The sequence below is a fragment of the Peribacillus sp. NPDC097284 genome (assembly GCF_044761765.1).
GTDB lineage: Bacteria > Bacillota > Bacilli > Bacillales > DSM-1321 > Peribacillus.
The window spans coordinates 980,661-999,616 of sequence record NZ_JBIWCZ010000001.1; the positions used below are offsets into that span (position 1 = coordinate 980,661).

Consider the following 18,956-nt stretch of genomic DNA (forward strand, 5'->3'; position numbering starts at 1 on the left):
GATGATCAATGACGCATAGAGAAGCATCAGTACCGTTTTTGAAAGTTTCATAGCTGCGGTCTCCCCCCTAATAGTTTACTCGATCGGCCCGTAAGGCTTTGAATTGTATATATGTAATAACTGCCATCAGAATCATGAACAGGACCGATTCAGCTGAAGCGTAACCGAACTTGAAGCTACGAAACGCCGTGGTATAGATGAAGGTTGCCAGAATTTCCGTCGAGTAGTTTGGCCCCCCTTTGGTCATCGCGAAGATCAAGTCGAACGCCTTGAACGACTGAATCGTCGTATAGGCAATGACGATGGTCGCTGCCGGTGCGACAAGCGGCCAGGTGACAGTAAGGAACGTCTGCCAGCGGTTGGCCCCTTCAATTTTTGCCACCTCATACAATTCGCTTGGAATCGCCTGAAGTCCGGCGACGAAGATGATCAGCATCTGCCCCGTATGGAACCAAACTTGAACGGCTGCAATCGAGAAGATGGCGATATCCTCATCTCCCAGCCAATTCTGTGAAAGAGACTCGAGGTTCAGGCCAGAAAGCAGGCTTGATAATAACCCCATGTTCGGGTCATAAATGAAGGTCCAGATGAACGCGACCGATACCGAGGAAAGGATCGTCGGGAAAAAGTATAACGCCCGGAGAAACACATTGACCTTCGTGTTTTTGATCAAAAATAAGGCGAACAGCAGCGACAGGATCGTCTGGAAAATCACGACGAACAGCATGAACTTGATGTTATTCGTAAAGGCCTTAGCAAAAATGCTGTCCTCGGTCACTAGCTTCACATAGTTATCGAACCCGACGAACTGATAATCGGGTGTGATGCCATCCCAGTTTGTGAAGGAATAGAAAAGGGCGCTAAGCGTAGGATAGATGAAAAAGATGAGATACATAAGTAAACCTGGTGCAATAAACAGGAACAATCGTTTATTCTTCTTCAGCACGATGCACAACCTCCCCTAACAGACAAAAGAAAGAGAGAGAGAAAGATCTTCTCCCTCCGTACGCTTTTCATTCATCGATATTTTGTTTGACGATTTTCTGGGCGTCACTTGCCGCTTTATCCGGTTCCGTGCCGCCGATGACCGCCTGGATGGAAGACAGGACGGCTTTTTCCACGTTCGCGTTGGTGATGGTATATCTCGGCTGGAATCTTGTATTTTTATCCATCCATTCCGTTGAATCCTTCAGAATATCGGACTCATACTCGACATCGTTCAGTGTTAAAAGCTGGCCCGTTTCATTGGCATAGGCCGACGCGTTTTCAGGCTCTGTTAAGAAGTCGATGAACTTCTTGGCTGCTTCTTGTTTCTTCGATTTGCTGTTCACCGCCAGCATGAAGGTTGTCGTATGGACGCCTTCGAATTTTGCCTCATCCTCTGAAACCGTAATCGGTGCCAGCATCTTCAGCTTGATATCCGGATTGAGTGCCTGGATGTTCGCCATCGCGAAGGACCCAGTCCCCAGCATCGCCGCTTTTTCCTGTGCCACCAAGGCAATGGCACCGTCATGCTTCACGCTTAAGGAGTCTTTTGAAATGTATCCTTTATCAACTAGCTCCTTAAATTGCGACAGGGTTTTGACCCACCATTCTTCAGTCAGCTCATTCTCGCCATTAACTAATTTTGTGAAAACTTCTTCGTCCGGCGCATTGTTCATGACCATCGAGTTGATCAGCTGACCTGGGCCAATATCGGCTCCTGGGAAAGCGATGGGCAGGTAGCCCGCCTTTTTCAACTTTTCGCATAGGGCAAGGAAGCCATCCCAGTCCTTGGCAGGTTCTAGTCCCAATTTTTCAAAAAGGCCGACATTGTAAACGGGCTGGTTGAAGACAAGCTGAAGCGGAAGCGCCAATTGCTTCCCGTCATCCTGTCCGGCTTCAATCAGACTTTCATTGAATTTCCCAACAAACTCTTCACCGCTAAGATCCGTGAATAGATCGGCTTTCTTCAGAATCTCAAATTGCGATCCCGGGAACGCCGTGAAGACATCCCCTGTCGAGCCGTCCTTCAGGATGGTCTGGGCAGTAGATTGGTATTCCTCGGACGGGTATACCGTCATATTGACTTTGATATCCGGGTTTTCTTTTTCGAATTTAGAAATTTGCTCCTTGAAGGCCTTGTTGTCTTCCCCACGCCAGTGGATGAAGCTGATTGTCGTTTTCTCGCCGTCGTCTGTAGAGCTTTTCGAAGAACATCCGATGACAAGGACCGCCATCATCATACATATAAATAAAACCGAAAACTTTCTTTTCATGTGATTCCCCCCTATCTTTCTTCTCTTTTCAATCCTTTAATTTTGGAAAAAGCAATTCCGCAACCCTATATGATTCTTCCAGGTGTGGATAACCAGATAGAATGAAAGTGTCTACACCCGCTTCCTGGTACTTTTTCATATTGCTAGCCACTTGGTCGGGATTTCCCACCAAAGCCGTTCCTGCCCCTTCCCGGGCCAAACCGATTCCTGCCCAAAGTCCAGGACTGATTTCAAGCGAATCCCTGTTTTTGTACGAGATATCGCTCATCCTGTTCTGCGCATTGGAATCGAAGCCAGCCATCTTCTTTCTCATTTCATCAATTGTATGTTGATCTACATACTTGATTAGTTCATCCGCTGCGGCCCACGCTTCCTCCTCCGTCTCCCTGACGATCACATGAAGCCTTATGCCAAACTTCACCTCTCGCCCTTGTTGTTTCGCCAACTCCCTTACCGTGTCGATTCTTGTTTTGACCACATCGACCGGTTCACCCCATGTCAGATAATGATCGACATGCTTCGCCGCCACTTCATAAGCAGAAGCTGATGTCCCGCCAATGTATAAGGCCGGAGATTGCTTTGGAGTGGAAGGATGGAGTTGACTATTCTCAATATTAAAATAATTCCCTTTAAAGGTTACGGATTCCTGCTTAAATAATTGATTCCATATAGATAAAAACTCGCCGCTCATTTCATAGCGTTCATCATGAGTCAAATGGAGACCGTCCCCTGCCAATTCCTTGGGGTCCCCACCCTGTACGATATTCAGCAGGAGGCGTCCTCCCGAAATTTTATTAAGAGTTGCCGCCATCCGCGCAGCAACGGGCGGAGCGACGAATCCGGGGCGGACCGCAACCAGGAATTTCATCCGTTTCGTCAATGGGACAAGACTCGACGCGATCACCCATGAATCTTCACAAGCAACCCCCGTAGGCAGCAGTGCACCGTCAAATCCGAGCGTGTCGACAGCCTTTGCCACCTGCTCAATATAATCAAACGTGACCTCACGCTTTCCATGCTCCGTACCCAAATACCTGCCTTCTCCCGCCGTCGGTAAAAACCAAAAAACCTCCATGCCTATATCCCCCTTTTAAAATAAAAAAAACCAAACGCAAATCACCCATAGATATGGGTCGATGCCTTTGGTTTTCCAATCAGCTAATTATTCTTATTTGTTTACTGTGTTTTGTAATTACTAGCTAGTATAGTCGGATTGACCCACTGTGTCAAACCTTTTTTAATCAGGCATCTCCCTATTATTTAATGCCCGGGAGAAGAATTGGTGAAGAGGAATTCTTTAGAGGAATGCTAATCCTTTAACATAAGAAAAAGGAGCTACAATCGGAGGAATTTTGCAGTTTTTTTTAAAAGTTTTCATAGGCGTGGATGCCCATGTATTGTACCTGTAAGAATTTGTTCAGTGTATTAATCGTTTGTTATTGATCCAAACGTATCTCCCCCTTAAAATAATCGTCTTATTATTCCACCTCCAGTGAAAATTATGGGCAGTATGTTTCTCTGATAGTAGCTTAGATGCATTAGACCGGAAAAGGACCTGTAGAGGACCAAAGGAACCCTCTTCACATAAAAGACCTTCATAAAGATTTGGAGTTCTTTTATGTGAAGAGCTTTATAAAGGATTTGTATTGATTTTTCACTTACTCACTAGATTCAGAAATCCTGAGGATGTTATTCCGTTCCAAACAATGGCTTAAGCGCCTCGTTATAACGTTACCTGAGAATGAAAATGGAGGATGGGAATATAATCCTTCGCATATATTAGTTGTATTTTCGAAATAAGAACACAATATATTGATGAAGGTTTATACAAAAAACAGCTGTCGACTTTGTCGACAGCCTGAGACGAACTCATTTAAGGTTCGTCTTTTTCTTTTTAAAGTTTTTAAAAAGTTTTACAAGCATTAAAATGATAAATAATATCATTACTACTGTAAACGCTGCTGTTACTACAAAAGACATAGAGGTTCCTTCTTTCTATCTTAAAATTGAGTTTTTGGTTATTTTACCTTTTGCATTCGATTCAACATTAACTCTTAAGTATTTTTCTTGCAATTTAAGACCATGCCCTTTAACTGTAAAACCTAAAATTGCGCTACCTTCTTGATAAGCAATTCTTCTTGAGCTACTAGGCTTTTGTATTGCACTTTTCTTTTCAACTACATCAATAAGAATTCCCGCAACATTTTCTGTTTTCATATAGTTCCCAGTTCTTCTGGCAGTCACTTTTTTTCCATCATAAGTAAATTCTGCACCTATATATGCCGTAACTAGTTTTAAACTTTTTATAGCTGTATCATAAATACTTCTTGAGTGTGAAGCATTTTTTATTTTGTTCTTTGAAGTTGCAGCGTATGCTTTATCGACAAATAGATTATCAACAAATGTAAATAAGTTAAGGTCAGTATTTTCATCTACTTCCCTTTCTGCTGATTCTTTAAATTCATCTACTATAACAAAATTATCGTCGAAAGTTACACTAAGATTTTCATTGACCTCAAAAGTTTCGGGTTCTATATTAGTTTCTAATTCTATTGACTTATGTAAATCATGATTTATAGTTTTTAATTTCTTTTCAATACCTTTATTTAACGTTTCTTGAGTATTCTCTTTTAACGTCTGCGAGATTATAGAATTAACAGATTTACTGCTCGTTTTAGTTTTTTCTTCGATTTCCGAAATAATATTTTCTCTATCAATAATAATTTTTTTCTTTCGGAATTATTGAATTTTATTTTTATATCGTCATTATTTTGAGCTTGTACTGTATTTCCTTTTAATTCACTAGCTTGTACATTCAATGTTTCAGTTAAAAATATACTAATGAATAATACGCTTACAAAAAAAACAGTAAGTATTTTCTTTATCATTTTAAGGACTCCCCTTTTTTTTTACAAAAGTAAGCATATAAAAAAAAAGAAAGATTTAATATAAGTAAAAAGTCCTTAATTAACATTAGAACCCCTGATTTGACCGATCTCGGCTGAATTCAAGGGTTGACTCGTGTTTTGGCTTCAGTAGGGTGCTTTATGTGAACTAGATATGAAATTAATATAGTATTCATGTGATATTTTGAGCCTTGTTCAACTAATGGGCCAGATTGTGGAGGAATCGACTTACTTAATGTTATAAAGCAATTTTATATATACTTAAACCATTATTAGTAAAAATAATAAGGGGGAAACTAATATGGCTTTGGAGTTGTCACTAGAACAACGTGAAGAATTACTCAAAGCATTGAAAGTCCGTTTTGAGAAAAACATGAGCCGCCATAAAGGTCTTGAATGGGCTAACGTTCAAGCAAAATTGGAGGCTAATACTAAAAAGATGTGGTCGCTCAATGAGATGGAAAGAACTGGCGGCGAACCAGATGTTGTTGGTCATGATAAAAAGAAGGACGAATACATTTTTTACGATTGTTCAACGGAAAGTCCTAAAGGTCGCAGAAGTGTTTGTTACGATCGTGAAGGGCTTGAGACAAGAAAAAAATATAAACCGGAAAATAACGCGATTGATATGGCAACTACCATGGGCATTGAACTTTTAACAGAAGAACAATATCGAGCGTTGCAAAAAATCGGAAATTTCGATATGAAAACGTCGAGTTGGGTGCAAACCCCCTCTGATATTAGAGAACTTGGCGGTGCCCTTTTTTGCGATTTTCGTTTCGGGCACGTTTTCATTTACCACAATGGAGCTGAATCATACTATGCTGCCAGAGGGTTTCGTGGCTCGCTTAAGGTTTAGAGTTTGCACAGGCAGCTACATACGAATGTGAAACTGAATCACCTAAGGGAGTGACTTCATTTCATTCTTCCTCTATTTGGCCGGGTAGTTGGATTAGAGTTCCTGAATAAAGGGTAATTTCATGGTAAGGTTTACGTAAAGAACATCAATAATCATGAAAAGAGGGATGACGCTGAAATATCTAATCGTACTAACCTTTATGATGGTGATGATGACTGCTTGCGGAAATGAAGAGAAAGAAGCGGTACAAAAACAAAATCCTGAACAAACGGTGGATGTTGAAACAGATAAGAGCCAGACAGAAGAGCCAAATACTGAAACAGATAAGGAGCAAACGGAAGAGGTAAAGACAGAAACAAAAGAAGTGGATAAACCAAATACGAATGTAGCAAGTGATAGCAAAGCTGAAAAAGCCGATTTCCAAAGTATCATTCCAAGTGACTGGGGCATTAAGCTACCAACAGATTTCCCTGTGACCAAAGGAAAACATGTAACGGCTATCGCGTCTTCAACTCAGAATAAAGCGACTTTTACATTTTATAACACAGACAAACAACTAGAGATCAACGATCCAAAGATAAAAGAAACGGGGCAATTAGTTGGCAAGTTGGTCATTACTCGATATGAAACGGAAAAAGCAGCAAGTGAAGAAATCGATCAAACCGTTTTCTCAGATGGTGAAGCTGTTGATTTAGGGCATGGCATAACGGGGTATCAGGATGCAGGAGCAGGTTCATTATTTACAAGTTGGAATGAAGGACGCTGGGCCATTATAGCCCGTTCCACAACAGAAAAGTCAGAAGAAAGCTTAGCGACAGCGAAGGAAACTGTAGAATTTTTGGAAACGCATATGATGCCTGTTCCTAAGAAATATGGGCAATTGCATATCGATGCAAACGATACAGGCAGCCTTGCAAAGTGGCAAAAACAAAAGTTTGTTTATACGCTAACTGATTTTGGCGACAACACGCTTAATTGGCTGGTTACCTTTAAATAAATACACTTTTTGTATCTTGATTAAGAAGGCCGCCAATAGGCGGCCTTCTTTGTATGATCTTTATAACCCCAACTAAAATGCTGCGGTCCAGCCTGCATCTGCGGTTATGACTGTGCCATTTACAAAGCTTGAGTCGTCTGAACCCAGGAATAGGGCCACTTTTGCAATTTCTTCAGATTGGCCTGCACGAGGGATGACAGATTGTGGGATTTTCGTACGGCTTGAACCAAATTCATTCAGATTTTTCATGCCGGCCGTAATATTGGTCATAACGGCTCCGGGTGCGATGGCATTACAGCGAATCCCTTTATTGGCATACATAAAGCCTGTATTTTTTGTGAATCCGACCACTGCATGCTTTGAAGCCGTATATGCAGCGCCGGCATGTGCTCCGTTCAGTCCACCTGTAGAAGCCGTATTGACGATGACACCTTGTCCTTTTTCCAAGAAAATCGGCAAGGCCTTACGGGTGGCACGCATGACACCTTTTGTGTTGATGTTAAAGATCCGATCCCATTTATCATCATCGATATCACCCGCTGGTTCGAAGCCATCCATAATTCCTGCGTTATTGACCAGGATATCTAATGTGCCATATTCTGATACAGCGGTATCAATCATATGATCAATATCTGCTTGTTCCCCGACATTTACTTTTATCGCTTTAGCCGTTCCGCCATTACTTTCGATGGCATCTGCGACCTTTTTCGCACCATCCATATCAAGGTCTGCGAGAATGACTTTGGCTCCTTCTTTAGCATACAATTCCGCAATCGCTTTCCCCATACCCGATGCTGCACCTGTTACCACGGCTACTTTATTTTGAAGTTTCATATTTATCCCTCCTATTAAGGTTTTTCAATCAATGAATGCGTTCATAGCTTTTCCAACCCTCCTGCTTTTCATGTACTGTACCTCTGGGTAACCACCAAACAATTTTCTCCTATGTAAAAAAAGGGAACTGTCTCCAGTTCCTCAAAAAGAATAGAATTTTTTTCTAAGGCCTGATTTTATACCAGCTGTTCAATCACAATGGATGCACTTAGGACAGCTGCAGCCCCTGGACCGCTTATCGTATTATTCAGTGTAGTCGCCCCGTCGATATTACGTAAAGTAAGAACGGTACCAGCAGGTAATGTCACGATAACTTGTCCGCTATACGTTTGGTTACCAGATCTACTGCCATAATTGGAACCAGCTATTTGAGCCGCTCCAGCGAATAAAGCGAATGCTGACGTACCTTGTTGTGGAAATACTTCATACGTGATGAGGTACGTGCCTGTTTGCGAAATCGTAATCGCTGCGCTCCCCGGAGTATGAACAACGAACCCTGGAGGTACGATGCTTCCGTTAGTGTTAAACGTCACTGATGCATTTGCAGCAAGAGTTTGAGCTGTTGTGTCATAGATAAAAGCGAAGCCAGGTATTGTTCCTGTTGCCCCTGTTGCTCCTGTTGCTCCTGTCGCTCCCGTGGCCCCTGTTGCCCCTGTGGCTCCTGTGGCTCCCGTGGCTCCCGTGGCTCCTGTTGCTCCTGTTGCCCCTGTGGCTCCCGTGGCTCCTGTTGCTCCCGTGGCTCCTGTTGCTCCCGTGGCTCCTGTTGCTCCTGTTGCCCCTGTGGCTCCTACTCCTCCAGAAACCCTAACTTGTACATTTTGTTTGATAATTTGTGAGTTTCCTTCGCACCGACATTTTTTGTGCCCACAGTCCTTGCACTTCTTTGATTTGCAACGACAATCACTATGGCCACATTTACTACATTTACTCAATATCTTCACTCATAAAATAGTTTCTCACTATCTTATGAGTGAAGAAATCAATTGGATTGGACAAACTCTCTATCTCTTCATAAAAGAAAACCCCTCTTTATGAAAAAAGTAGGGGTTGAGTTGGATCCATTCATTTGGTATTCAAGAGTTTATTTTCCCCACATTCCTCCATCCAGAAGCTAACCATGCAAACTTCCTTTTAGCCAAGGTCGCCCCCGATACGGTCCGATTGGGACTTGGATGAGCGTTGTTTTTTCATGCAGTCCTTTTTTATAAATGTCATCACATACGTTCACATCGAACCCAAGCAAAGGATGACCTCCCATATCCAAGGCTGTCGCTACTAAAAGTAATCGTTGGACGAGCATTCCCGCTTCCATCTGTTGGATGCGGTATCCCCTGTAGCTTAGCTCCTTTTTGCGGTGATCTCTATTCCCTGCCACATGCAGGCAGATTGGAACTTGCAGTAAATTCACATTATCCAGTGACATGGCGTATTGCAACTGAGTTCGCTGATCACCTTGTTGCACCAGCCGTAGTGCATGATTGGCTCTATCATAAACATAAGCACCATCTGAAATATCTTCCACTTGATGCAAACAGGCATAAATGGAGACATCGTGTTCTTGCTTCTCATCCACATCATTCGTATACGAAAAAGATGCCGAAGCCTCTTGCAACAGTGTGGCGAGTTGAACCTTGCTCACCTTCCCTAAAACGAAATCCATTTCCGGGGAAAACCGCTTACGGCAAATAGTAGCCAGGTCATACGACAACCGCTCCACCGCTGGCAAATCTATACTCCCCATACCTTTTCCACTTCGCGCTTCCTTTGCTTCAATTCCCTGAAAGGAACAAGTGGTTTCGATTATGGATGCTTCATTCATTTGGACCAACATTGGGTACTCTATGATTTTCTGTGACCGTTCGTAGTGGGTACGCGCTATCGCAGGAAGTGCCTTACATAATTCAACCGACGTGACGGCACGTTTTATTTCCCTTTCAAATGCCACTTCATTTGTAGCTTCCACAGATAAAAGAATGGCGGCATATGTGCTTTCTTCTTGTTCAGATAATCCAATTAAGTGATTAATGGCCCGGTCCAGGAATTGAAAGGACACGCCAGTCGAGAAGCCGAACTTCTTCGCCACCTCCAATAACTGACCCATCAGGACACCTGCGTCCAATCCTTGCAGGCGATAGGAAAAATCGTGGTACTTATAGAAGTTTTTCCAAAACATCGTCGACACGAAGACCGTTCCGAAACACGTTGTCATATCGCAACGACCGCCAAGTGCCTGGTCCAGATAGTCATCAAAATTACCTTCCCGCACTAATACCAAACGATGGTGTGCCACATCATAATGGTACACGCCAGCAGGCAACTCCTCGATTTTCAGGTAGATGTACAGTTCGTTTGGATACAATGCTCCCCCTGAAGGCGCAAAACGGCGGAACGACTGCATGAAGTCCATTTGTTCCGGATCATTCATGAACTGGCTCACTTGAGCAAGGCCGAATACATACCAAAGAAAGTGACCGATAGCCTTGAAGTCGGGTTGGGATGATGTTTGGCAGGCTTCCAATGTCAGCGGCACTTCCGGCGAAAAAGGGAACACAGGCAAGTCACGGTAAAGTTTATAGGAAAGTGGCGCATCCTCCCAATCGACTTCCCAGTCAGGCGGTCTGACCTTCGCTGTGTCAAACTGAAGATTATGCAAAAATTGATCTAGATTCATCCCCTGCCTCCTTACCACCGCTTATGGAAATGGATGCGGATCTTGATTAAGCTGTTCGATTGTCAGCGGCTGCTTCGCATATCCTAGTTCCACGGGAACCTGCAAAACCCTATCGAGTCCTGTAACGCGGGTCAGGTGATGACCGAATGTCATCGGCAGCATGCCCGGTATCAGCACTTTCACGCAATGTAACCCGTTCTTTTTCAGTTCTGGCGTCGTTTGATCCACGACAAGCACATCAAGGCCATGCTGTTGCAACTGTAAAAGCACGTCCTGTAGGTCATCCATTAAGTCGGCATGTTTCACCCCGGCCAAGAACTCCTCGTCGAACGTATGCAACGGCCGTCGATCATCCAATAAAAAGTGCAACCGTTCTTCCGCTTGCCGTAACCCAAACAGCATGCCATGATCATCCATCTGCTGGACTAGGTACGGGTCAGCGAGCATCTTCTCATACTCTTCCTGATTGGCCTCGAATTTATCGTCAAGGGTCAGCATCATGCCCGCCAACTCATGAATCGCACTTTTCGCCGCCCGGATGGGATCCAAATGGGCACCACCCGCGCAAATGAGATTCAATCCTTTTCGTTTCCTGTTTTTCGCCATCGCCCAGACACTTGGAATGCCATGTTCCATCGTCGCGTTATACAAATGGATGTCATATCCCGCCGCTGCACGTGCCCGGTCCATCATCAATGCCAGTTCTTCGTCATTCGCCGAATACGGGTCAAGGCGGGGAAGCGGGAGCTTAGCGTACCAGGTCAATAGAAAAGAATCGCGTTCCACCACTTCGAAAATCCCGTACAAAATCGCCTCTTCCAAACTGCCTCCTAACGCGCAGCCATTGGACGTTTCATAAACAAACCCCTCCCCGCAGCCCAAGCTATAATAAGCCACCAGCTCTGGAACCAAAATTGGACGCTCTTGTAAAAAAGAATAGCTCCAAACCCAGTTGATTGGGGAATCCGGATGAAACCGCTTGAAAGGAAAACCAGGCAGATCATACATTTCATCGGTATGAACACCAAGCTTGCTGGGATCCAGGGCCTCATCTTTCAGATTATTGTAGCTGTCATGGACAACGGTCCGCTTTCCCCGTGGTTCAAGACCACAATACCGCTCCAATCCTTCCAAAATCGCAGTCATCTCGCTAACCGCATAGGAATTAGTCCGCCCCGCTGTCCCTTCATCCCCCATGAACAAAGGAAGACTCACACTGACATCGGCAAATGGCGGCACAAGATCGACCATCTTATTATTCAGAAAACCCATCCGGGGATCGAGATAATCCTTGGCCAGCACCTGACTTAGCTCAGTCATTGAACGGGTGCGGTAGCCATCGGGATCCACCTTCGGACTTGGTTGTAACGAAATTCGGGCCGCCCTTGAAGAATCATCGGGAATGGGACTACAGACCGGGCAGATTGGATCCGCTAAAAAAGGATGCCAGGAAATATTCAGTGTCTTCATGTTGATCAAGGCTACAGCATATTCCGACCGGGCCCCAGTCCCTTCCGTCACCCGCTGCACCTCTTCTCCAATCAGGTAAGCCATTTGTAACAGTCCCGTGCGCGATGCCGCCGGGTCATCTTGCTTCCCTCCATTCTCCTGCAATTGCTTTTGGATGGCCCACATTTCTTTCCGATCGCGCCCCGCCATGAGATGCCGTAGATCCGCGCATTGCGAGCACCCTTCCTTCTCCATCCGCACTAGTGGCCCAACCATCCCTTCACCAAATGACACAAAGCCCCGTAACCATGGAATGTCGAGGACTTCCTCCGCCTTTAGGTGGGCAGAAGGATCCCAGGCATCCTGCAGCACGAGAGCCAGTTCAGCCGTTTCGGGTATCTCTGTCAAAAAGTCGACCTGGCGAATGATTTCGTATTCGTCTGACAATATTCCGTACACCAGGTCCACCAACACTCCTTCTCCGACCATCAAGATGACAGGCTTCACCTTGATCCCTCCTCTCGCAGCAACACACCAAATACCCCTGCCAGCTCCTCTTTCAAAACAGGTTCCAATTCCAGTTCGAAGGCCAATAGCCGCTTTCCGTTCCAATCCAGCACTTGCAAGGCCTCCTGCAGCACTTCCGATTCTCTTGATTCTTCATACGACGCAATCCTAAGGGTCAACGGCGTCCTTTTTTCCATAAGCACGGATGAAGCTTTCAAACCCTGCTTCTTGTAGCCCCCCTTTTCGTTTTGAATGGCCATGAGTGCCTGCTGTAAAGCATTCCGTAAAGCCTGCGTACTATTCAGCCCTACACATCCGTACCACTCATCCCCCGTACCGACCCATACGACAGGGAAACCGAATACTTCCTCTCCTAACGCAATCACGGGGTCACCTGCCATTCTAGTCAACGCCTGCAAGTAATACCGGCAGCGCTCATCGTCTATGACCTCCAACTGAATTCGACCACAGGCGTGCTTTTCGTTGCTTCGCTTGGTTAATTCCTCGTCCAAACACTTGTACAACCCCCGGCACATACACTCCGCGAACGTCTCTCCCGTACCAACGCCGACGAATCCTTCTACACCTACTCCATCCCATTGAGGTAAAGTCGGACCAAGATGGCTGACCGTTTCCGTGGCATACGCTTCAACTCCCGTTAAGCCCGCTTCCCTCCTCGCTTCTTCATGCAACAATTCCGAGCAGATGATCGCTTGCAACAATTCAGCTGGACCCTCCGACATCGGATCAACCACTTGGACACGGCATTGAGCTAACGGCAGTTGCTTCAGCTCTCCTTCTTCCCAGCTATGGAAGATGCCCGATTGGCTGGAAGTCATTCGGCCAAAGGACATAAACAACTTACCCCGTTCGCCTCGGCTTGATTGCTGATTCAATCTCAAGTCGAAATCCGTCACCCATCTTGCAGCCGCCGTGCCCGTGACAAACGGGTGGGGCAAAAAGGTGTGCCAGCTCCCTTCCAAGGTTTCCATATCAAGCAGGTAAAGTTGATTGCTCTGATCCGATTTGCTCACTCCCGTACTCCTTTTGAATAACTCGAACGCCAATACATTTGCGAGGAGCGCACCCGCCGTGGAGGAAAAAGAGGCAGCCTCTTGATCGGTAATCAGGGAAGACTGATGTAAACGGCGCCAGGCAGACTCCCAGCAGGAAAGCGATTCCCCGTTCACCATCGGACCGGCAAGACCAATTTGATTCAGACTCAGTGCAGGGAAAAACATCTTCTCTTCTTGCCTGCAGGCCGCGTGCAGCGCCCGCAGTTCCTCCACCTCCCCATCTTGTGACACAGACACGATATAATCATATGGCCGGATTATTTCCTGCCAAGCTCTTTCCCCCTCCTGATTCTGGGAAACCTCCTCCACCACCACGTCCTCATCTGTTGTACGGAAATGGGCAACAATTTCCTTCAGTCGCTTTCTATTCGTCGATTCCGAATCCTTTATATGAATATGAAAAGCAGGCAATCCAGATTCAAGCAACGCGGATACCAGTGATACGAAAAACGGACCTGAGCCAATCGCCAATACTTTCAGCTGACGATAATCCTGAAAACGACGGGCTCCCGAATCGCCGACACTATCCAAAAACGCAATCTGAGACGCATACTTATCCACAATCCGATCCGTCAACTGGTGTGGGGCATCTTGACTGATATCCCGAACGAACCCGTTCTTGTACAGAACTTCGGCAATCTCCATGACCCGATTCCGGTATGGCCCAGGCAATCCATCCGTCAAATCACTCAATGCATGTTCCCCGTTAAACATGGGTATTAACTGTTCAATCCATTGAACGATGGTACGTCCTTCCATACGGAAAGAACTTACATTATTCCGAAAATACACTCCCCCATTTGGTTCAGGGAGAAAAAACGTATCCCTATTCACTTTCAGACGCATAGAAGGGGTCAAATTCTTCATCTCGAACCTCCTAACCAACAAGCTTTACTTAGCTATCCCTCTAATCGTATGTATGACAATTTGTCTCTTATGTCTAATTCCATGGAGAAAAGCCCCTGCAGGCATTCTGCAGGGGTCGGTTCTTCTCTGAAAATCGATTAGCGACCGCAACGACCGCAGCGTCCACACCCTCCGCAACGTCCACATCCGCCACACCCTCCGATGCCTCCGAAGAAAAAGCATCCGAAACAACCAAGGCAACCAAAACACCCTAACGGGATAAGACGGGAATCTTCCATGGAATGCTGATGCTGAAATTGATTCGGATCCCAAGGGACCGGCTGACTGGCCTGGAACTGTGGGTCGACATTCAACATTTGAAGCTGATTTTGAAACTCATTCATGTATAAAACCTCCATATTTGAATTAATGAAAAATAACGAAGGAGTACTGAAAAAAAATAGTCTATAGGTTTTTCAATCTTTCAAGTACTCCTCCACACAAAATATGTACTCGGAATGGGTATTGCTACTGATTCAGATGCCCATTTTCATGCATTCCCCCGAAATCTTCACGGAATATTTACTTATCAAAGGCGAACAGCAAAGTAGTGCACGAGCCATCAACGAATCTATTTATCTGGAATTCATTGACCCACTTTTGTTAAATCCTTACAATGATTCAAGAAAGATATTTTGCACTTGATAGAGAAAGGAAAATGAGAAGATGCGAAAAAGACATAAGATAATTAGTTTCATACTGACCATACTGCTCGTCCTGACAAGTGTTTCCGGAGTTGTGTTGGGAAACGAACAGGCGTCAAGAAAACTGGATTCTTCCGCTATTGATGAGTTTATGGCAAATGAAATCGAGCGGCTCAAGATTCCGGGAGCTTCATTGGCCATCGTAGAGGGAGATCGGGTGGAATACGTGCAAGGATATGGTGTGGCCAACCAAAATGGAACTGAAATGACTTCGGAAACCCCCATTGTTCTTGGGTCCGTCAGTAAATCATTTACGGCACTTGCCCTTATGCAGTTAGTGGATCAGGGAAAAATACGATTACAAGATCCCGTGCAATTGTACATCCCCTGGTTTCATCTTGACGATAAGGAGGCTTCTCGGAAAATCACGATTCAGCACTTACTGAATCATACGAGCGGTCTTTCCACATATGACGGCCAAGTGGCTATCTCACAGGGAGATAAGACATTGAAAGAACATGTCAAAGGCTTGGCAGAGATTGAATTGAAGCACCCTGCCGGTGACCGCTATGAATATTCGAATCTAAATTACAACATCTTAGGTTTAGTCATTGAGGAAGTGACAAATCTATCATATAAAGACTATCTAAATGAATTCATATTCAAGCCGCTTGAAATGAAGAATACCTACGCTGACCCTAAAGATGTTGCAAACCATGCCATTGCGGGCGGTTATCAGACGGTATTTGGATGGAAGCTACCGACCAAGCAATTGAAACACGAGGGATCGGTTCCTTCCGGTTACATCATTTCTAGTGCGGAAGATATGGCAAATTATATGATCGCCCAATTGAATCATGGCACATTCAATGGAAAAGGCATTTTATCGAAGAATGGCATGAACACCTTGCATCAGCCATCATCATACATAGGGGATGATACGTACTACGCAATGGGATGGGAAGTGAAGGATGATGAAATCTCCCATAATGGATGGACAGAAAACACCTACTCAAAAGTGATCTTAGACGGGCAGTATGGCATCAGCTTACAGATTAATTCAATGGATTATTTCAACCTCAATGAATATGATTCGATCATAAGCGGAGTGAACAAGCTCGTACATCATGAAGAACCCCCTAGCCCCACTGACCACCCATTTATGAAATATGCAGTGATTGATCTGATTATATTGGGATTCGTGACCCTGATTGTCTGGTCAGTCTATAGAATATTCAAACCTAAATCACGAGAAGTACACGGATTCCTCCGTATTCTCCATATGATGTTCCTCGTCATGGTTTACTGGCTGATTCCGTTGAGTATTTTGATCGGATTCCCTTATCTATTCGGTCCTTTATCTACAGTTACACTATTTGCTCCTGGAATCGGTCACCTATTATTTGGACTGCCTTTGCTTCTTTTGATTGTGGGAGTCGTTACATTGGGGAAAGGCATACGAACTGCGCGGAAAACCCATTTAAATGCATGAAAAACGATGGTGGGGATTCACACCATCGTTCCACAAAAAACCTTTCGTACTAATAATATATACCAAAGTAAAAAATTTCCGTTATTCGAAAGGTTCGTGATATAATCATTTATCGCTAAAAAGCCAAATAGACTGATGGATTTTTCCGAAAATTCATTCATTAAGGGAGTGAACGACCATGGATAACAAAGAACAGACTATTTTCACCCATAAAGGAAATACAATCAAAACAGAAGATAGAGAGATTACGATCCTTACTAGATTAGAAGAACCGCTCATCGCCGTTTTGGGGAATGTGTTAAGTGACGAAGAATGTGACGAATTAATCAGTTTGTCCAAAGATAAACTGAACCGTTCCAAAATCGGTGATACACGCGAAGTAAATGAGATGCGGACAAGCAGTAGCATGTACTTCCAAGACAAGGAAAATGACCTCATCACGACCATTGAAAAAAGAGTTTCTTCTATTATGAATGTACCCGTTGAACATGGGGACGGTATTCAAATTCTAAAGTATACCCCTGGTCAAGAGTATAAGGCTCATTATGATTTTTTCGCCTCTTCCAGTAAAGCTGCAAAAAATAATAGAATTAGCACCATCATCATGTACTTGAATGATGTGGAGGAAGGCGGGGAAACGTTCTTTCCTAAACTAAATCTCTCTGTATCTCCCCAAAAGGGAATGGCCGTGTACTTCGAGTATTTCTATGATGATCAACATGTAAATGAACAAACCTTACACGGTGGAGCCCCGGTCATAACAGGAGAAAAATGGGTAGCGACACAATGGATGAGAAAACAGAAACAGATCTAGACAAAAACTTCAATGCCGGTGTGCCTTCAAACTGTAAGTAGAGGTAAGAGGTAGGCTTTTGGGGAAAGTATCCTCCCAAAAGCTGAGATCAAACCCCTCTCTTCAGTCTTTTTTTTTATTTTGGTTCTATTACCGATGAACGAACGGTAATAAAAGAAGGGCTAGATATAGATATTACATGGGTTGCTGTTGGAGCAATCGAAATTAGAGAGGAGAACATTCCTATTATTTTAAAGAGAAAACTATTGACTGCTTTTCTTAGTAGTTTGTTATTTGCATTGGTCCTGTCATCGCTTGGTGGCTTTGATTTGAATGCATTTATGAATTTATATTATTTAAATCTTATGATTGTCATTATTTACGGAGTGATCACTTCCTTCTTTAGTGACTGGCTGAGTAGGCAGATTTCTAAAAAGGCTTACACTCGTGAAATTTTCTCCTTCTTATTTCACTGTTTATTCGGATTCGTCTTACAAATTCTAAGTCTTGTTTCTGCCATCTCATTCTTTATTGTTGACCGCCTATTAGCAAAAGTGAAAATTGGATGGCTATCCGTTATCATAGCCTTTGTCATCGTCGTGCTAGTATTTATCCTTATGATGAATAGGTAGACCACTGACCTGGCAAGTCGGTAAAACGATGACTTCCCCTAACGAGGGCATTCGTTCCATAGGCTTCATCAAAGAAGACCACTTATTCGGTGATCTTTTTTATTTGTTCAAAAATCCCCTTGTGTTCCGAATCGTCCACTCCTTCGAGAATCATTTATGACTTGTGTGCTGTTCCTCCTTCACATCCATCACCAATGTATCGAATAATTCACCATCCGAATAAACCAAAATGGCCCATTCACCCGCATCCGGCAACATGACATTCGAAGGTACACTCCCATCGGCTCCATTCACGGCACTACTCCCCGTCAAGCTTCTGGACCACTCTCCATCAATTAATACGGAATGGATGGTTGACGTGTTCCGATGATATCCGACGAATGTCGCTACGCCCTTATCCATTCCCCAAAAGTGCCACAACCATTTCTCCACTTTATTTGCCTTTAATTCAGGCCCTATGATGCCAAGCCTGTTTTCGTTACCGATTACCTTGGCGTTTGTCGATGTACGAAATTCGACAGCTTTCCGCTCCCAGTCAATTTGATCTAGGTCTTTATCCGTTACGAAACTTGGAATCTCATCAATCACGCTTACCTCGTCTGTTTTCTCCGGTTCTTGCACCTTGGATGAGGTACATCCACTAATCACGAGTAAACACACTAAACAAGCTATATAAGCGATTTTACTTTTCAAAAAAGCTCCCCCTACCCGAAATATTTTACATATAATACCATTATACACAAAAGCGAAACAGTAACCATACTGTAAAAACCAGACTTACATACATATACACTCATGCTTAGCACCAGCCACATAATGGAGACTTTCCTAATGTTTAGTATCGTAATTTTTTATTGACTTTAAAAAAGGATTCGAGTAGACTGATGAAGCGGTTCAATTAAAGTACTCAAATTAAAGTAGTTAAACCAGAA

At 44.1% G+C, this 18,956-nt stretch carries 17 protein-coding genes; 5 read left to right on the forward strand and 12 right to left on the reverse strand.

Annotation, left to right across the window (positions count from 1 at the left end; all coding sequences use genetic code 11):
* Positions 1-67: 67 nt before the first annotated feature.
* The 5 genes from ACIQXU_RS04885 to ACIQXU_RS04905 all read right to left on the reverse strand — a co-directional run bounded on the left by ACIQXU_RS04885 (position 68) and on the right by ACIQXU_RS04905 (position 5,146).
* Positions 68-943, reverse strand: a complete 876-nt coding sequence (locus ACIQXU_RS04885; protein WP_402987402.1) for a carbohydrate ABC transporter permease — start codon at positions 941-943, stop codon at positions 68-70.
* A gap of 70 nt (positions 944-1,013) precedes the next feature.
* Positions 1,014-2,258, reverse strand: a complete 1,245-nt coding sequence (locus tag ACIQXU_RS04890; protein ID WP_402987078.1) for an ABC transporter substrate-binding protein — start codon at positions 2,256-2,258, stop codon at positions 1,014-1,016.
* 28 nt (positions 2,259-2,286) lie between these two features.
* A complete protein-coding gene (gene ssuD, locus ACIQXU_RS04895) occupies positions 2,287-3,333 on the reverse strand; it encodes an FMNH2-dependent alkanesulfonate monooxygenase (protein WP_402957371.1) in 1,047 nt (348 codons plus the stop codon).
* Positions 3,334-4,253: 920 nt separating this feature from the next.
* Complete coding sequence (locus ACIQXU_RS04900) at positions 4,254-4,475, reverse strand: hypothetical protein (protein WP_402987080.1); 222 nt, start codon at positions 4,473-4,475, stop codon at positions 4,254-4,256.
* 428 nt (positions 4,476-4,903) lie between these two features.
* Positions 4,904-5,146, reverse strand: a complete 243-nt coding sequence (locus ACIQXU_RS04905) for a hypothetical protein (RefSeq protein WP_402987082.1) — start codon at positions 5,144-5,146, stop codon at positions 4,904-4,906.
* Positions 5,147-5,465: 319 nt separating this feature from the next.
* On the opposite strand from ACIQXU_RS04905, the gene ACIQXU_RS04910 reads away from it, so the two are divergent.
* Together ACIQXU_RS04910 and ACIQXU_RS04915 are read left to right on the forward strand one after the other, a co-directional pair.
* The gene (locus tag ACIQXU_RS04910) at positions 5,466-6,023 is read left to right on the forward strand and encodes a DUF4256 domain-containing protein (protein WP_402874235.1); all 558 of its coding nucleotides are present in this window, start codon (positions 5,466-5,468) and stop codon (positions 6,021-6,023) included.
* Positions 6,024-6,189: 166 nt separating this feature from the next.
* Complete coding sequence (locus ACIQXU_RS04915; protein WP_402987084.1) at positions 6,190-7,020, forward strand: hypothetical protein; 831 nt, start codon at positions 6,190-6,192, stop codon at positions 7,018-7,020.
* Positions 7,021-7,092: 72 nt separating this feature from the next.
* Here ACIQXU_RS04915 and ACIQXU_RS04920 read toward each other — a convergent pair whose 3' ends face one another.
* From ACIQXU_RS04920 to ACIQXU_RS04945, 6 genes are all read right to left on the reverse strand, one after another.
* Positions 7,093-7,854 (reverse strand): SDR family oxidoreductase, encoded by a 762-nt coding sequence (locus ACIQXU_RS04920; RefSeq protein ID WP_402874229.1) that lies wholly within the window; start codon positions 7,852-7,854, stop codon positions 7,093-7,095.
* Between the two features lie 176 nt (positions 7,855-8,030).
* Complete coding sequence (locus tag ACIQXU_RS04925) at positions 8,031-8,786, reverse strand: hypothetical protein (protein WP_402987086.1); 756 nt, start codon at positions 8,784-8,786, stop codon at positions 8,031-8,033.
* A 179-nt stretch (positions 8,787-8,965) separates the two neighbouring features.
* Positions 8,966-10,525, reverse strand: coding sequence for a SagB family peptide dehydrogenase (locus ACIQXU_RS04930; RefSeq protein ID WP_402987088.1), 1,560 nt, complete (start codon positions 10,523-10,525; stop codon positions 8,966-8,968).
* A 21-nt stretch (positions 10,526-10,546) separates the two neighbouring features.
* The gene (locus tag ACIQXU_RS04935; RefSeq protein ID WP_402987405.1) at positions 10,547-12,463 is read right to left on the reverse strand and encodes a TOMM precursor leader peptide-binding protein; all 1,917 of its coding nucleotides are present in this window, start codon (positions 12,461-12,463) and stop codon (positions 10,547-10,549) included.
* 14 nt (positions 12,464-12,477) lie between these two features.
* Positions 12,478-14,424 carry a putative thiazole-containing bacteriocin maturation protein gene (locus tag ACIQXU_RS04940; RefSeq protein ID WP_402987090.1) on the reverse strand — a complete coding sequence of 649 codons (1,947 nt, stop codon included), beginning with the start codon at positions 14,422-14,424 and terminating at the stop codon, positions 12,478-12,480.
* Between the two features lie 137 nt (positions 14,425-14,561).
* Positions 14,562-14,807: a hypothetical protein gene (locus ACIQXU_RS04945; protein ID WP_402874214.1), complete on the reverse strand. Its 246-nt coding sequence runs from the start codon at positions 14,805-14,807 to the stop codon at positions 14,562-14,564.
* 322 nt (positions 14,808-15,129) lie between these two features.
* Between ACIQXU_RS04945 and ACIQXU_RS04950 the strand changes: the two genes are divergently transcribed.
* From ACIQXU_RS04950 to ACIQXU_RS04960, 3 genes are all read left to right on the forward strand, one after another.
* Entirely contained in the window at positions 15,130-16,599 is a 1,470-nt protein-coding gene (locus ACIQXU_RS04950) for a serine hydrolase domain-containing protein (RefSeq protein ID WP_402987092.1), read from the forward strand.
* Between the two features lie 178 nt (positions 16,600-16,777).
* Positions 16,778-17,413 carry a 2OG-Fe(II) oxygenase gene (locus ACIQXU_RS04955; protein WP_402987094.1) on the forward strand — a complete coding sequence of 212 codons (636 nt, stop codon included), beginning with the start codon at positions 16,778-16,780 and terminating at the stop codon, positions 17,411-17,413.
* Between the two features lie 245 nt (positions 17,414-17,658).
* On the forward strand, positions 17,659-18,024 hold the full coding sequence (locus ACIQXU_RS04960; protein WP_402987096.1) for a hypothetical protein: 366 nt from the start codon (positions 17,659-17,661) through the stop codon (positions 18,022-18,024).
* Between the two features lie 150 nt (positions 18,025-18,174).
* Here ACIQXU_RS04960 and ACIQXU_RS04965 read toward each other — a convergent pair whose 3' ends face one another.
* Positions 18,175-18,717: a hypothetical protein gene (locus ACIQXU_RS04965; RefSeq protein ID WP_402987098.1), complete on the reverse strand. Its 543-nt coding sequence runs from the start codon at positions 18,715-18,717 to the stop codon at positions 18,175-18,177.
* Positions 18,718-18,956: the final 239 nt, after the last annotated feature.

What these genes read in the sequence shown, in the direction of transcription:
- ACIQXU_RS04890 (WP_402987078.1), bottom strand. Translation starts at nt 2,258, where the DNA reads ATGAAAAGAAAGTTTTCGGTTTTATTTATATGTATGATGATGGCGGTC.
- ssuD (WP_402957371.1), bottom strand. Translation starts at nt 3,333, where the DNA reads ATGGAGGTTTTTTGGTTTTTACCGACGGCGGGAGAAGGCAGGTATTTG.
- ACIQXU_RS04900 (WP_402987080.1), bottom strand. Translation starts at nt 4,475, where the DNA reads ATGAAAACAGAAAATGTTGCGGGAATTCTTATTGATGTAGTTGAAAAG.
- ACIQXU_RS04905 (WP_402987082.1), bottom strand. Translation starts at nt 5,146, where the DNA reads ATGATAAAGAAAATACTTACTGTTTTTTTTGTAAGCGTATTATTCATT.
- ACIQXU_RS04910 (WP_402874235.1), top strand. Translation starts at nt 5,466, where the DNA reads ATGGCTTTGGAGTTGTCACTAGAACAACGTGAAGAATTACTCAAAGCA.
- ACIQXU_RS04915 (WP_402987084.1), top strand. Translation starts at nt 6,190, where the DNA reads ATGACGCTGAAATATCTAATCGTACTAACCTTTATGATGGTGATGATG.
- ACIQXU_RS04920 (WP_402874229.1), bottom strand. Translation starts at nt 7,854, where the DNA reads ATGAAACTTCAAAATAAAGTAGCCGTGGTAACAGGTGCAGCATCGGGT.
- ACIQXU_RS04930 (WP_402987088.1), bottom strand. Translation starts at nt 10,525, where the DNA reads ATGAATCTAGATCAATTTTTGCATAATCTTCAGTTTGACACAGCGAAG.
- ACIQXU_RS04935 (WP_402987405.1), bottom strand. Translation starts at nt 12,463, where the DNA reads ATGGTCGGAGAAGGAGTGTTGGTGGACCTGGTGTACGGAATATTGTCA.
- ACIQXU_RS04940 (WP_402987090.1), bottom strand. Translation starts at nt 14,424, where the DNA reads ATGAAGAATTTGACCCCTTCTATGCGTCTGAAAGTGAATAGGGATACG.
- ACIQXU_RS04945 (WP_402874214.1), bottom strand. Translation starts at nt 14,807, where the DNA reads ATGAATGAGTTTCAAAATCAGCTTCAAATGTTGAATGTCGACCCACAG.
- ACIQXU_RS04950 (WP_402987092.1), top strand. Translation starts at nt 15,130, where the DNA reads ATGCGAAAAAGACATAAGATAATTAGTTTCATACTGACCATACTGCTC.
- ACIQXU_RS04955 (WP_402987094.1), top strand. Translation starts at nt 16,778, where the DNA reads ATGGATAACAAAGAACAGACTATTTTCACCCATAAAGGAAATACAATC.